14 protein-coding genes and 3 tRNA genes are annotated in these 14119 nt (G+C 58.0%); 13 read left to right on the top strand and 4 right to left on the bottom strand.

The genetic code is table 11. From position 1 onward, the window contains the following. Nucleotides 1-8: 8 nt before the first annotated feature. The 7 genes from B9A13_RS06130 to B9A13_RS14440 all read left to right on the top strand — a co-directional run bounded on the left by B9A13_RS06130 (nt 9) and on the right by B9A13_RS14440 (nt 3760). The gene (locus tag B9A13_RS06130) at nt 9-1256 is read left to right on the top strand and encodes a glutamate-5-semialdehyde dehydrogenase (RefSeq protein ID WP_084234205.1); all 1248 of its coding nucleotides are present in this window, start codon (nt 9-11) and stop codon (nt 1254-1256) included. 159 nt (nt 1257-1415) lie between these two features. Next, nucleotides 1416-1492: transfer RNA gene (locus B9A13_RS06125), tRNA-Met, on the top strand. A gap of 33 nt (nt 1493-1525) precedes the next feature. After that, nucleotides 1526-1600, top strand: a tRNA-Glu gene (locus B9A13_RS06120). Nucleotides 1601-1655: 55 nt separating this feature from the next. Continuing rightward, nucleotides 1656-1731: transfer RNA gene (locus B9A13_RS06115), tRNA-Val, on the top strand. Nucleotides 1732-2081: 350 nt separating this feature from the next. After that, the gene (ygiD, locus tag B9A13_RS06110; protein WP_084234203.1) at nt 2082-2852 is read left to right on the top strand and encodes a 4,5-DOPA-extradiol-dioxygenase; all 771 of its coding nucleotides are present in this window, start codon (nt 2082-2084) and stop codon (nt 2850-2852) included. 62 nt (nt 2853-2914) lie between these two features. Then, nucleotides 2915-3373: a VOC family protein gene (locus B9A13_RS06105; protein WP_200809690.1), complete on the top strand. Its 459-nt coding sequence runs from the start codon at nt 2915-2917 to the stop codon at nt 3371-3373. Between the two features lie 156 nt (nt 3374-3529). Further along, nucleotides 3530-3760, top strand: a complete 231-nt coding sequence (locus tag B9A13_RS14440) for a VOC family protein (RefSeq protein ID WP_242942799.1) — start codon at nt 3530-3532, stop codon at nt 3758-3760. A gap of 93 nt (nt 3761-3853) precedes the next feature. Here B9A13_RS14440 and B9A13_RS06095 read toward each other — a convergent pair whose 3' ends face one another. After that, on the bottom strand, nt 3854-4702 hold the full coding sequence (locus tag B9A13_RS06095; protein ID WP_084234201.1) for a polysaccharide deacetylase family protein: 849 nt from the start codon (nt 4700-4702) through the stop codon (nt 3854-3856). Nucleotides 4703-5000: 298 nt separating this feature from the next. Between B9A13_RS06095 and B9A13_RS06090 the strand changes: the two genes are divergently transcribed. Further along, nucleotides 5001-5402, top strand: coding sequence for a hypothetical protein (locus B9A13_RS06090; protein ID WP_084234199.1), 402 nt, complete (start codon nt 5001-5003; stop codon nt 5400-5402). A 332-nt stretch (nt 5403-5734) separates the two neighbouring features. Here the strand turns inward: B9A13_RS06090 and B9A13_RS06085 are convergent, their stop codons facing one another. Together B9A13_RS06085 and spoVAC are read right to left on the bottom strand one after the other, a co-directional pair. Next, a complete protein-coding gene (locus B9A13_RS06085; RefSeq protein WP_084234197.1) occupies nt 5735-6643 on the bottom strand; it encodes an AEC family transporter in 909 nt (302 codons plus the stop codon). A 172-nt stretch (nt 6644-6815) separates the two neighbouring features. After that, nucleotides 6816-7253 carry a stage V sporulation protein AC gene (gene spoVAC / locus B9A13_RS06080; protein ID WP_084234196.1) on the bottom strand — a complete coding sequence of 146 codons (438 nt, stop codon included), beginning with the start codon at nt 7251-7253 and terminating at the stop codon, nt 6816-6818. 221 nt (nt 7254-7474) lie between these two features. Between spoVAC and B9A13_RS06075 the strand changes: the two genes are divergently transcribed. The 3 genes from B9A13_RS06075 to B9A13_RS06065 are packed head-to-tail and all read left to right on the top strand — an operon-like array spanning nt 7475 to nt 8662. Continuing rightward, nucleotides 7475-7954: a DUF6530 family protein gene (locus B9A13_RS06075; protein ID WP_084234195.1), complete on the top strand. Its 480-nt coding sequence runs from the start codon at nt 7475-7477 to the stop codon at nt 7952-7954. Nucleotides 7955-7959: 5 nt separating this feature from the next. Then, nucleotides 7960-8337, top strand: coding sequence for a GIY-YIG nuclease family protein (locus B9A13_RS06070; RefSeq protein WP_084234193.1), 378 nt, complete (start codon nt 7960-7962; stop codon nt 8335-8337). Next, nucleotides 8330-8662: a DUF2087 domain-containing protein gene (locus tag B9A13_RS06065; protein WP_242942798.1), complete on the top strand. Its 333-nt coding sequence runs from the start codon at nt 8330-8332 to the stop codon at nt 8660-8662. The genes B9A13_RS06070 and B9A13_RS06065 overlap by 8 nt, the downstream gene beginning before the upstream one ends. Nucleotides 8663-8714: 52 nt before the next feature. Here the strand turns inward: B9A13_RS06065 and B9A13_RS06060 are convergent, their stop codons facing one another. After that, nucleotides 8715-9623: an RluA family pseudouridine synthase gene (locus tag B9A13_RS06060; RefSeq protein WP_084234191.1), complete on the bottom strand. Its 909-nt coding sequence runs from the start codon at nt 9621-9623 to the stop codon at nt 8715-8717. A gap of 154 nt (nt 9624-9777) precedes the next feature. Between B9A13_RS06060 and hemW the strand changes: the two genes are divergently transcribed. Together hemW and B9A13_RS06050 are read left to right on the top strand one after the other, a co-directional pair. Next, nucleotides 9778-10971 carry a radical SAM family heme chaperone HemW gene (gene hemW, locus B9A13_RS06055; protein WP_084234190.1) on the top strand — a complete coding sequence of 398 codons (1194 nt, stop codon included), beginning with the start codon at nt 9778-9780 and terminating at the stop codon, nt 10969-10971. Nucleotides 10972-11101: 130 nt separating this feature from the next. Next, nucleotides 11102-14071, top strand: a complete 2970-nt coding sequence (locus tag B9A13_RS06050; RefSeq protein ID WP_084234189.1) for a phosphodiester glycosidase family protein — start codon at nt 11102-11104, stop codon at nt 14069-14071. Nucleotides 14072-14119: the final 48 nt, after the last annotated feature.

Genomic DNA, 14119 nt, shown 5'->3' with positions numbered 1-14119 from the left:
GACACGATTTGACGGAAATGGAACGCATGGGCGCCGCGGCGAAGGCGGCGTCTTACGAACTGGCCGTGGCCGGCGCCGCCAAAAAGAATCGGGCGCTTTCGGAGATTGCCGAAGCGCTGAAGGAGCGCAGCGCCGACATCCTCGCGGCCAATGCCGAAGATATGGAAAAGGCCAGGGCCGGCGGAATGTCGAAATCCTTGCAGGATAGGCTCAAATTAAGCACGGCCCGGATCGACGGCATGGTGGAGGGCGTCCTTCAGGTGGCGGCTCTCGAGGATCCCGTTGGGTCCATGATCAAAATGACCACCCGCCCCAACGGGCTCATTATCGGCAAGCGCCGCGTGCCCCTGGGGGTCATCGGGATCATCTATGAAGCGCGCCCCAACGTGACGGTGGATGCCGCCGTCCTCTGCCTGAAATCCGGGAACGCCGTCATTCTCCGGGGCGGGAGCGACGCGGCGAAATCCAACGCCGTGCTTACCCGGGTGATGCGGGAAGCGGTGGAAAAAGCGGGACTTCCCGCGGACTGCATCTGCTCGGTTTCCGACACCAGCCGGAAAAGCGCCGTGGAGCTCATGGGGCTCACGGAGTATCTGGATGTCCTCATTCCCCGGGGAGGCGCCGGTCTCATTAAATCCGTCACGGAAAACTCCAAGGTTCCGGTGATCGAAACCGGGGTGGGCAACTGCCATGTCTATGTGGACTGCGACGCGGACCTTCAGATGGGCGCGGAGATCATCTATAACGCCAAATGCTCCCGGCCCTCCGTCTGCAACGCGGCGGAGACCCTTCTGGTTTCCCGCGCGGTGGCCTGGGATTTCCTCCCCATGGCGAAGATGCTCCTGGACAAGGACAACGTGGAGCTCCGGGGCTGCCCCATTACCCGGGAAATCCTGGGGGACTGTGTCATTCCTGCCACTCATGAGGATTATTACACCGAGTTTCTGGATTATATCCTGGCCGTGAAAGTGGTGAACGACGCGGAAGAAGCCATCCGGTTTATCAATAAGCACAGCTCGGGCCATTCGGAGGCCATCGTGACCAATAATTACTTTACGGCCCAGAAGTTTTTAAACGAAGTGGATTCCGCGGCGGTCTACGTGAACGCCTCCACCCGGTTTACCGACGGGTCTGAGTTCGGCCTGGGTGCGGAAATCGGCATTTCCACTCAGAAGATGCACGCCAGAGGCCCCATGGGCCTGGAGGAGCTCACCAGCAGCAAGTTCGTGATCTACGGAGAAGGGCAGATCCGCTGAAGCGAAAACCGGACTCCCGGTATTTTGCGTTTCCCCGGAGAAAGATCGTCTCCCGGAAACGGGGCAGAAAGTTTCCGGTAATTCAAAGCAAAAGTGTTGACAAGATGAAACCGTTCATGTAGAATACTCTTTGCCCTGTCGGATAAACGGGGTAAGTGTGGCGGCATAGCTCAGTTGGTCAGAGCATTCGGTTCATACCCGAAGTGTCGCCGGTTCGAATCCAGCTGCCGCTACCACACCTTAGGGCGGGAAAGTTCCCGCCCTTACCTGGCCCGTTGGTCAAGAGGCTAAGACACCGCCCTTTCACGGCGGTAACAGGAGTTCGATTCTCCTACGGGTCACCAAATCAAAGAGCGGGACCGGAGGCATCCGCGCCGCTGTTTTCGCTCTTTGTCATACGGAGGCATAGCTCAGCCGGTAGAGCACCTGCTCCACACGCAGGGGGTCGCAGATTCGAGTTCTGCTGTCTCCACCAAAAAAGTCCTGCAGCCGCAATGGTTGTAGGACTTTTGTTTATATTGGTTTTTTTAAGCTGCTTTGGAAAGCATCCGTCTGCCGGAATCGGTTAGCCAAGGCGGAGATAAAGCCCGCTTGGGGTGTATTCTCCGCTTCGCCGGCGGCAGGACACGGGAAAAGCGCAGTCTGCTTTATACCGGAGGCCGTTTCATCTGACGGGGCACGCATATGCCGGGGCGTATGGTTTATTGCCATAATGGTTGTATTCGGTATCCGGTATCCGCTATAATGAAACCGATATCGGATACCCCGAAACGCCGGTTCAGATATCAGAAAAAATAGAATCACCAAGCCGGGGGAGGCAATCGTATGAAAAAAATGCCGGTTCTGTTTATTGGGCACGGTTCCCCTATGAACGCCATTGAAGACAATCCGTTCACAAGACAGTGGGAGGCGCTGGGGGAAAAGCTTCCCCGGCCGGATGCCATCCTCTGCGTTTCCGCCCACTGGTTTACAAGGGGAACTCGGGTTAACGATGCGGAAACACCCGCAACGATCTATGATATGTACGGATTTCCGGAAGAGCTTTACAAGGTCGTGTACAATGCAAAGGGCGCGCCCTCCTATGCAAATCTCGCCCGGAATACGATAAGCCGCCAGGTGACGACGGACAATACCTGGGGAATCGATCACGGCACCTGGTCCGTCCTGTGCAGAATGTACCCTAAGGCCGATATCCCGGTATTTCAGCTCAGCGTGGACAAGCTCGCCGCTCCCGGGGAGCATTATGCCATCGGCCGGGAGTTGCGCCCTCTCAGAGAGAAGGGAGTTCTGATTCTGGGAAGTGGCAACGTGGTTCATAACCTGTCGAGAATTCAATGGGGTATGGACGGAGGCTACTCCTGGGCGATGGAATTTGACGCATATATAAAAGAGAACATTTTAGGTCGGAAAGACGATAACGTGATCGGATACCATAAGGCGGGACCGTCCGCCTCCATGGCCTTTACGACGCTGGATCATTATGCGCCGCTTCTGTATGTACTGGGCGCTGCTGAAGAGAAGGAGCAGGTAACCGTTCTCAACGATGCCTGTGTTCTTGGTTCCCTGTCCATGACGAGTTATCTGTTCGAACCTTAATCCTGCGGACGGCATCGGATCGGGCGGCGGGACAGAATATGCGGAATGAAGGTGAAACACCGGTGTTTCGATATGCGCATACCAATATCGTTGCGAGAGACAGCGAAAGGCTGATCCGCTTTTACAAGGAAGTTTTCCATTGTAAGAGCATCGGGGAAACCAGGGATCTTCGGGGCCCGTGGCTGGACGAGCTCACCGGGCTCTCCGGCGCTCATATCACGGGGGAGCACCTTTGCCTGCCCGGGTATGGGGACGACCATCCCACCCTGGAGATATTCTCCTATGACGACATGGCCGAACGGGGAGAGCGCCGTGTGAATTCCTGCGGACTTGCCCATCTGGCCTTTGAGGTGGACGATGTGGAGGAAACGCTGGACCGGGTTTTAAAGGCCGGCGGGTGCCAGGTCGGCAGGGTGGTCGCCGCCGAGTATCCGGGCAGGCGGGCGGTTTTCGTGTATGCCGGCGATCCGGAGGGAAATATTATCGAGCTGCAGAGCTGGAGAAAGACCGATACGAAGTAAACGCGCATGAGGTGAGGATATGATACGGGGAATCTGTCTCGGCAACGTCATGGTGGACTGCGATGACGAGGAAAAACTTTGTGCCTTTTACGCGGATCTCCTGGGCTGGGAAAAGTGCGTCATGACCGCCCGGCGGTGAAAAACGGAAGCGGCATCGTGTTTCTGTTTATTCAGGAGGAGGGGTATGTCCCTCCCGTGTGGCCGGAAGAAGAGGGAATGCAGCAGAAGCAGATGCATTTTGATTTTCAGGTTTCCGACGTGCCCTCCGCCGTCCGGCAGGCCGAGGCCCTGGGCGCGGTCCGGGCCAAAGCGCAGTTCGGGGAAACCCATTTTGTAACCATGCTGGACCCGGCGGGCCACCCTTTCTGTCTGTGCGCCAAAGACTGATATTGCATTGTCGCCCTTCCGGCGAAAGACCGGTAAAGCAAAGAACCGTCCCGTTTTCGGGGCGGTTCTTTAGTTATGGTACCAAAGCCGTTATTATGCGGAGACCTTTTCAATAAATTCGGAAAGCGGAATTCCCCCCAGAATATAAATCCGCCTGAGCTGGAAGAGATCGTCCCCGGCGTGCACCCTGCCCGGCCGGGTGGTGAAGCCCATCCGGTACTCCAGGTTCCCCAGAAGCTTCATGGTCGTTTTGTTGTATTTTCCGTAAGGATAGCAGAACGCGCGAAGGGGAATCCCCAGGTTGTCCTCCAGAAGCTGCCTGGATACCTCCAGCTCCTCCTCCTGCTGCTTCCGCGTCAGCGCGGAGAGGTCGCGGTGGCTTACCGAGTGGCTGCCGATGGAAATTCCGGCCTGGGAGAGCTCCTTCAGCTGCTCCCAGGAGATCCGGTAGGGACCCACGTAATCGGTGACGATAAAAAAGGCCGCGGTGAAGCCATGCTGCCGCAGAATGGGCCAGGCGGTCTGGTAGTTGTCCGCGTATCCGTCGTCGAAGGTGATGAGCACCGGATTTTCCGGGACCTCCCCGCCGCCTGTCAGGGTATTGTAGAATTCCTCCAGTGTCAGAGTGTGATACTTATGCTCCTTCAGCCAGTCCATCTCTTCCCGGAACTGCTCCGGGAAAACGCACATGGGATTGTTCGCCTCGCTGCGGATGGAATGATATAAAAGCACGGGGATACCCTCCGCCGGGAAACCCGCCGATTGTCCTGTTTCCGATTGCTGCGCCGAACCCGGCTTCAGCCCCTCCAGATCCGCATAGCGCGACGCGGCGCGGAAGGTTAGTACCGCCGCCGTAATGATTAAAAATAAAAGCAAAACAGCCTTTTTCAAATTCGAAACCCCCGCAGTCATGATTATTTTCCCGTGTTCTTCATGATTCATACAGGAATCTGCTGACAACAAAGGCCGGATAAAAATAAGCCTGAATGTCCGCGCTTTTCTATCGGAGCAGTGCTATGGTATAATAGCCGCAAGGCGGCCGTCATACCGGGCCGGATGGCGCGGCTGCCTCGCCCCCAGCGGGGTAACCGGCGGCGATGCCATATACCACCAACCGCTTTGCGTTTGTGATATAATGGCCGTAAGCAGTTTGTTATACCGGGCTTGACGGCGCGGCCGCCCTGTCTGAAGCGGGAGGCCGCTCCCGCGGCCCAGATCAAATAGCGGCGGAGGCGATAAAATGACGGAAGAGGAAATGCTTCGGGAGGTTACCAGAGCCAGACGGGCGAATATCGTCATCTTCTGCGTTTTCGCCGCGCTCTTTGCCGCCGCCGCCATCGGCTGGTTCGTCTATCGGCATCAGCATACCTTTACGCAGGAAAAGTGGATGAACCGCCCGGAACACAGGGTCGATATCGTGGACGACATGCTGGCAAAATATCGGGTGATCGGAATGACCGAGGAGGAAATAACCGCCCTTCTGGGAGGTGACGACGGGAAATACGCCCGCTACAGTCCGGAGGAGGACAGCATCGTATACTACCTGGGCCCGGAAAGGGGCCTTTTCAGCATCGATAGCGAGTGGCTGGTGATCACCTTCCGGAGCGGCGCGGTCTCCGATTATACAGTCAGGACGGATTAGCCCGGTACGCGCCGGAAGAACGCCGCTTTTTCCCAAGAACAGCTCCGGCAAATAAAACCGCCTCCGGCGACAACCGGAGGCGCAGTTTGTCGAAAAAGCCTCGCAGAGTTTCGCCGCCGGAGCGGCGAAATAAAATCGGATCATTTTCGGGCGCGGCGTGTACGTGTCCGAAAATACTTCTCAGGCTGCAAGCGTCGAACCGTCCGCCTGCGGCGGACGGTGAGGCACGCGGCAGACTGCAAGCCCTTTTATCAAAAAAAGGCGTTCCGCCTTTTTCGATAAGTTCCGCCCCCGGCGACAGCCGGAGGCGGTTTCAGCTTTTAACCAGTTTTTTAAAGGAAAATGCTCAATACGGGAATGGTAATGAGGCTGAGCACCGTCGTCACAAAGACGCATTTGGACGCAAACCCCGCGTCCGCCCCGTATTTTTCCGCCAAAATCGCGGCGGTGGAGCCCACGGGCATCCCCGTCAGCACCACGGACACGGCGGTGGTGAGGCTCCCGAAATGGATCGCCTTCAGTACAAGAAGCGCGACAACCGGCAAAAAGATCAGCCGGATGAAAGACATGTACAGGGTCCCCTTGGAGAAGATGGAGCGGAGATCCACGTCGGCCAGGATGGAGCCCACGATGATGATGGACATGGAGGTGGTGCAGTTTCCGATGTTGGCGACGGCCGTGTTGACAAAGCCAGGCAGCGGAATCCGCAGCAGCATGCGCGCAAGTCCCAGAAACACCGCGATGATCCCGGGATTGAGCAGGATGTTGCGCACCCAGCCCCCTTTTTCCTTTTCTGTAAACAGGGAAATCCCGGCGCTCCACATGAAGATGCGGTTGGGGATGATGAAAACGGCCGCGTAAAACAGCCCCTCGGTGCCGTAGGCGCTTTGAATGACCGGAAGACCCGCGAAGCTGGAGTTGGCCACAAGGGCGCCGTACCGGAGGATCATTTCCTGTCCCTTGGGGAATCTGCGGAAAAGGACATATCCCATGAACCAGGCAAATACCGCAAGCCCCACGGCAGACCCCAGCATGGTTGCGGCGGAAAGAAGTTGGCTGAAGGTCACGTCCAGGTGGAAAGAATTGAAGATCATGCAGGGCAGCAGCAGGTAGATCAGAAGGTTCGTGAGGCCGGAGCGCATCGCGTCGGTGATAAAGCCGCGTTTTCGGATGAAAAAACCCACGGCCAGATAGACGAAAAGGGTCAACTGCACCTGCAGCATCGCAAGGAAGTTTTCCATATGTAAAACCACCGCTTTTTATGGAGTGAAAGACTATTTCATTATTATATGGAAGGATAGGCCGCGGCGCAAGTGTAAAATTGAACCGATTGCAGTGAAATGTAAATTTTCGCGTGAAGAGCCCGGACCTGCAGCCGCGGGTCCGGGCTCTTCGCTTGTTTTTTGGCCGCCGCTATGTGAAAAGCAGCAGCAGAAGACCGTAGATCACCGAGGCCGATATACCGAAGACCAGTACCGGCCCCGCGATGACGAACATTTTTGCGCTCATGCCCAGGATAAATCCCTCGCTTTTGAACTCCAGCGCCGGGGAGACGATGGAGTTCGCAAACCCCGTCACCGGCACCAGCGTGCCTGCTCCGGCGAATTTCGCGATTTTGTCGTAGACCTTCAGACCGGTGAGCAGCGCGCTGAGAAAAATGAGGGACACGGTGACGCCCGCGGAGGCGTCCTGCTTATCGAGGCCGTAATACTGATACAGGTTTAAAAGCCCCTGCCCGGCCGTGCAGATCAGCCCTCCCACCGCAAAGGCCCAGAGCGTGTTTTTCACGATGGGAGACTTTTGCGCCTTGGAAGCCACATACTGCTGATATTCCTGGTTTGTCATGTCCATAAGATCGCTCCTCGCCCCATGAATGCTGCTGATGCGAACTCCGGCTGGAGATATTGGCATGTCGATGTTCCCGGCAGAAGTTCGTATCGTGCTCTTTGCCACAGTTTTCCCTTTCTGCGCCGCGCTATGCAGAATTTTCTTGACAAAGGGGTCATCTTCGTGTATTACTAAATAAGTAATTTACTAATTTAGTAATATCAATCGACTTCGGAGGTTTTGATATGGATATTCCCGTGACATTGAAGCACAAGCCGGTGGTAGTTTCGGAAAACTATGAAAAGGTGGACGGGCGCAGTGCCTACCGCTCCGACGCCAAGGGGCTTTCTCTGGGCCTCGCCCAGTGGAACGACAGGGGCAGGGTGGATATTTCGGCGAAGGTCTGGCGCTATACCGGTGAAAAGTGGTCCCGCCAGTCGGAGGAGCTGCCGCTGCACCGCGTGCTGGATCTGGCCATCCTCGTCTGCCGCACCGCAGGGTATTTCCGGGAGGCCTATCGCTTTGAGAAGTTTTACGATCCCGCGCATCCTGAAATAGACAGGATCGGTCTTCAGGGAGACGCCATGGATGTTGCCGTCTGCACCCGGAACCCCATGCTGGAGGAGGACCTTCGCCTCTTCATGGCGGCCCTGGTTCAGGACGACGAGCTTCTGGGGGAGCGGTTCCGGGTTCTCTCGTCTATTTTGAAGGAAATGGGGTACTGATTTTTTTGGATAAGCAGAGCAAAAAAGAGATGATCCGGGCGTATCTGCGCCGCCCGGTGGTGGGCGGCGTATACGCTTACCGGAATAACAGGACCGGGGAGCTTCTCGTCCTCTCCACGCCCAATCTGGAAGGGACGAAAAACCAGTTCGACTTTTCCCGGCAGACAGAATCCTGCGTGCATATGAAGCTCCAGGACGCCTGGCGGGAATACGGCGCTGGCGCCTTTGAACTGGTGGTGCTGGAGGAGCTGAAGAAAAAGGAAGATCAGACCGATCGGGAGTTCCGGAAAGACCTGGAGGTCCTCCTGGAGCTCTGGAAAGGCAAGCTGGAGGATGAAAGCCGCCGGACGGGCGGCGAGGGAAAGGATGGATACTGTGGTTGAAAAGCAAACCGTTTCGCCGGAGATGGAACGGCTGATCCGCAGATATTTGGATCCGGCGGGCAGGGTTCGCGAATTTCCGGCGAGAACCGAACGCAGACTGGCGGTTCTCCGGTATCTGGCTTCTAAATTTGACGGCAGGGAAGCCTATTCCGAGGGGGAAGTCAATGAAATTCTCGCCCGATGGCATACCTTTGACGACTATTTTCTTCTCCGCAGGGAGCTGGTGGACCATCGGCTTCTCTGCAGGACCGCCAACGGGGCAAGGTACTGGAAACCGGAAGAAAAACCGGCCGGCACCGAAGCGGAGCCGGACAAATCTCTGTAGCATGGTAAAACAAAGCTCCCCGGATATGGTATCCGGGGAGCTTTGTTTTCTATCAGACAGGTTCCATTCCCGTAAGAAAATGCTCCATGTCCGCGGGGAGAGGGGCCTCCAGCCGGAGCCTCGCCCCCGTCATGGGATGCCGCAGGGACAAAACGGAGGAGTGGAGCGCCGGGCGGGAGAGGATCTCCGGCTCCTCCGTCCCGTACAGGAAATCCCCCAGAACGGGGTGGCCCAGATAGTTCAGGTGGACACGGATCTGATGCGTCCTCCCGGTTTCGAGAATTAAGTGTAAAAGCGTGAACTTTTCCCCCGTGAGAATCGTCTCATACCGTGTGACTGCGGGGGACCCGTCCTCCCGGACCTCCCGCAGCAGAACGGAGCCGTCCTTTCTGCCGATGGGCGCGCGTATAATACCCTCGGGAGGGTCGGGCGTTCCCATCACCAGGGCGAGGTATTCCCGCTGAAAGTCCCCGGTGTGCATCTGCCCCTTGAGTTTTTCCTGCACATAGGGGTTTTTGGCGATGACCATGACGCCGGAGGTGCCCCGGTCCAGCCGGTGGACCGGACGGAACACGAAGCTCTGCCCTTCGGCCCCGTAATGCGCCAGAACGATGCTCCCCAGAGAGGGCCCGGGGCGCCCGGCCGGCTGATGCACGGGGAGCCCCGCCGGCTTGTCCACAATGAGCAGGTCCTGGTCTTCAAACAGGATGGAAAGCTCCCCCGGCTCGGGGGAAATAGCCTCCGAGCGGGCCCCTTCCCGCTCCAGCAAAACGGAGACCGTGTCTCCCCGGCGCAGGATCTCGTCCGAGCGAAGGGGCAAACCGTTGCGCAAAAGCCCTCCGGGGGTACGTTTGACCCTGGCCAGAAGCCCCGCCGAAAGGCCCAGCTCCCGCCGCAGGTAGACTCCCGCCCTCTTTCCGTCCCACCGGTCCGGTACGACGGTTGTCCAGATCCGTTCCATGGCTTCCTCCCGTTTCTCTTCTGCTCCCATTGTATCACCAAACCGGCACGGCGTAATGGCTAAAAAAGTCGGATTCCCGCCCCCGGCGCCTTGTGCTCCCTTCTCGGATGGATTATGATAGGGATGTCCCAAATACGAGCGGGAGGCGTGAAGCATGAAAAAGAATCTGGGTATCTATGTGCACATTCCGTTTTGCCGCAGCAAGTGTCAGTACTGCGATTTTTATTCCCTGGCGGGAGCAGAGGCCCTCATGCCGGAGTATCAGAAGGCGCTGCTGCAGCATATCGGGGAAGTGGCCCCCTTTGCTGCCGGCTATACGGTGGATACCGTTTATTTTGGGGGAGGCACGCCCAGCCTCTACGGCGAAAAGAACCTGACAAAGCTCCTCTCGATGATCCAAAAGCGGTTTAACCTGGATGTTAGGGCAGAGATCACCCTGGAAGCCAATCCCGACAGCGCAGATAAAAAAGAGCTCAAGTCCCTGGCCAGGGCGGGATTTAACCGGATTTCCCTGGGAATGCAGTCCGCGGACGACGATAAGCTGAAAACCCTGGGCCGCCCTCATACCTTCGGGGATGTCCGACGCGCTGTTGCGGACGCCCGGGATGCGGGATTCAAAAACCTGAGCCTGGATCTGATTTACGGGCTTCCCTCCCAGACGGCCGAGAGCTGGCGGGAGAGCCTGGGAGCCGCCCTTTCCCTCCGCCCGGAGCATCTGTCGTGCTACGGCCTGAAGATCGAGGAGCATACCCCGTTTTTCGCCAAACAAAACGAGCTTGACTTTCCGGACGACGATCTGCAGGCCGACATGTACCTGTCCGCCGTGGAAACCCTGGGAAAACAGGGGTTTCGCCAGTATGAGATCTCCAATTTCGCCCTGCCGGACCGGGAGTCCCGGCACAATCTGAAATATTGGACGGGCGGGGAATACGTGGGCCTGGGTGCTGCGGCCCATTCGGATTTCGGCGGCAGCCGGTACTCTTATTTTGCCGATCTCAAGGGGTACATCAAAGGAGTTCTGGACGGAGACGCCATCGTGGCGGAATCCGAGACCCTCACTCCCCGGGAGAGGGACGGGGAGTATATCATGCTCCGGCTGCGCACCAGTGAGGGGATTTCGGAAAAGGAGTACTTCGGCAGCTTCCGCCTGGACTTCGCCCCCCTGGAAGAGCTGATGAAGAGCTATCGGGACCGGGGCTGGGCCGATACGGACGGCCGCCGCTGGTTTTTCACTCCCCGGGGCTTTTTGATCTCCAACCGCCTCATCGGGGAGCTTCTGGATGCCCAGAGCGAGGCAAAACTCAAAACGCAGCTTCCCATTCTCCGCCATGAATACGGAAAACGGTGAGCGCCGAAGAAATGTAAAATATTTTATCGAATTTTCTGCACATCTGACAATTTACCGGTGGGAGGAAGGATGTTAACATAACACTAGAAGAGCTGGAAATTATGCGTTATAGTGCCTGAAGGAGAAAATCATGCTGAAAAAAACCCTGCAAAGGGCGGCGGCCGCTGTCACCGCTCTCGCGTTTCTCGTCGGAACCGTTTTTGCCTCCGACGCAATAGGCTCGGAGATACATACCTCCACCCTGGCCCTGTCGGAAAACGCGACTTTGGCCACCGGTGTGTTCTGGAGCAGCACTTATTCCGACCAGCGGGTGGAGCGGTACATAGAATATACGCCCAACTCCGCGGTGACCCCCGTGGTCACTTACGGAAATCAAATCACCGACACGACCACCCTCACCCAGGCGGCCGGGGAGCTGGAAGCCCAGGGAAAACACGTGGTGGGCGGCGTGAACGGCGATTTTTATGTAGTAGCCAGCGGCATACCCCTGGGTCTGGTGGTGACCGACGGAATTATCCGTTCCGGTTCCTCCTATCACTGGGCGGTGGGCTTCAATGCCGACGGCACTGCCTTCATCAGCATTCCCAAGCTGACCATTGCCGCGCAGGCCGGCGGGAGCACTTTTGCAATCGCGGACATCAATAAAGCCCGGACGGATACCGGCGGGATATATCTGTTCAACTCCGACTTCAATGACACCACGGGCAACACCCAGCCCGGCGTGGACGTGATCATCACCCCCACGGAAGGCTCCCTTTCCATCGGCGGCACCGTCAGCGGCACGGTGGACCAGGTTCTGGAGTCCGCGGGCGCCGTCGCCATTCCGGAAGGGAAAATCATCCTCAGCGTAAATCTGAAAAGCGCGGCCGATCAGGTGGCCGCCCTCAGGGCTCTGCTTCCGGGGGAGACCGTCAGCATTGCCGTCACTGCCGCGGATTCCCGCTGGAACAATGTTCAGTATGCCACGGGAGCCTTGTATCAGCTGGTGAGCGCCGGCACCGTTGTCAGCGGGCTGGAGGCGGGGGCGGCTCCCCGTACGGCCCTGGGTATCAAGGCGGACGGCACCGCGATTTTCTACACCATAGACGGGCGCCAGAGCGGATACAGCATCGGTGCGACCCTGGCCCAGGTGGCCCAGCGGCTTATTGAGCTGGGCTGCGTGGAGGCGGTCTGCCTGGACGGGGGCGGGTCCACCGCCATGGCGGTGAACTTCCCGGACACCGGTTCGGCCGAGGTGATCAATAAGCCTTCCGACGGCAGCGAGCGGGCGGTGTCCACCCAGATCTTTTTGGTGTCCTCTCAGCCGGCCACGGGCGTTCTGGACCATTTTTATCTTTCACCTTATGACAGCCTTGTCCTGACGGGCGGCAGCGTTCAGATCGCCGCCACCTCCGTGGATACCGCCGGTTACGGTATGGGGACCCCCGCGGGTCTTTTCTACTCGGTCTCCGGCGGAGGCTCCGTTACTTCGGCGGGGCTCTTCACCGCCGGCGCTGACGCGGGGATTTCCACAGTCACCGCCTTTGCAGGCGGAAAAACAGGGACCGCAGTGATTACCGCCGTAAAGACACCGGACAGTATCGCGGTTTCCAGGGAGGGCGGCGGCAAAATAACGGCTCTCAAGCTGGCGCCCGGTGATACGGTTTCTCTTACCGCGGCGGCCTGTATAAGATATCTGCCCATTCTCACTCTGGACTCCGACTTTACCTGGAGCGCCGACGCCTCCGCCGGCACGGTGGACCAGGACGGGACATTCACGGCCGCGGCTAAAAGCGGTTCCGGGAACATAACGGTTTCCGCCGGCGACCGGTCTGTGTCCATTCCCGTCACCGTCAAGGGCTCCGTCAGCACGGTGGAGGGATTCGAACAGGGCGTTTCGGCATTCGGAAGCTCCGCCGGCATGGCTGCCGCCGCGGAATCCGGCGCCGAGCATGTAAAATACGGCTATGAAAGCGCGGCGCTGACCTATGATACCGCTGCTGCGGGCACTGCCGGTATTCCCCTGTCCTTGTCCCTTCCCGGCGGATATACTCACCTGAGCCTCTGGGTATACGGAGACGGCTCCGGCAACACGCTGATTCTTGGGATCGCGGATATTTACGGGAACACCTCCAGCCTCCTGGTGACGGCGCTCAATTTTACCGGCTGGAAGCAGGTTTCTCTGCCTCTTCCCTCCGGAACGGCGTCGATTGCCTCCCTCGGCGTCATCTATACGGGCGCTTCCTACACCGGCACCATCTGGTTGGACCAGATCACCGCTTCCAATGAGGACCTGTGCGATACCGAAGCCCCCGTTATAGACGCCGGCATCAGCGCAGGGCAGCTGAACGCGACCCTTTCCGATACCGTGGACACGGTTCCCCTGAAGGCAAACGTAGCCGTGACATACGACGGAGACGCCCTGAGCTTTACCTATTCGGAATCCACGGGGATCCTCACCGCCGCACTTCCGGCGGAGGACGGGAACCTGCACAGGATCACCGTAACCGCCAGGGATAAAAGCGGGAACGTGGCCCGCAAATCCTTGGAGATTCCCGCAACCGACTCCGGGACTGACCCCTTTACGGACATGCCGGGGCATTGGGCGGAACTGAGCACGATCTATCTGTACCGGCAGAGCGTGGTGTCCGGGATCACAACGGATGCTGGTCTTACCTATCAGCCGGACAAGAGCATGACCCGTTCGGAGTTTGCCATGATTCTGTACAAATGGCTGAAGACGGACGGATCCGATTACAGCACCGTTACTCTGCCTTTTGCCGACGCTTCGGAGATCCCGGCCTGGGCGCTGGACGCGGTGAAAGCGACCTATTCCATGGGAATCCTGAAGGGCAGCAAGAATAACGGGGTCCTGACCTTCAATCCCTCCGGCTCCATATCCCGGGCGGAAGCCATGACCCTCATCGGACGGACCCTGGAGCGGGGCTATGCGGAACCGGAGCTTACCTTCCAGGATTCCGGAAGCGTTCCTTCCTGGTCCCTGTGCTACGTGAAGACGCTGGTTTCCCAGCAGGTCGTAAACGGATACAACAATGAGATCTTCCCCAACAACACCATCAGCCGGGGAGAAGTGGCTAAAATACTGTACAGTCTGACATGACGCTGAAACCGCCCTCTCCGCGAAATGCGGAGAGGGCGGTTTGTGTTT

Source organism: Papillibacter cinnamivorans DSM 12816 (assembly GCF_900176335.1).
GTDB classification, from domain to species: domain Bacteria; phylum Bacillota; class Clostridia; order Oscillospirales; family Oscillospiraceae; genus Papillibacter; species Papillibacter cinnamivorans.
Note: the sequence above shows the minus strand (reverse complement) of the source record. Positions and strands in the feature narration are given on the sequence as shown.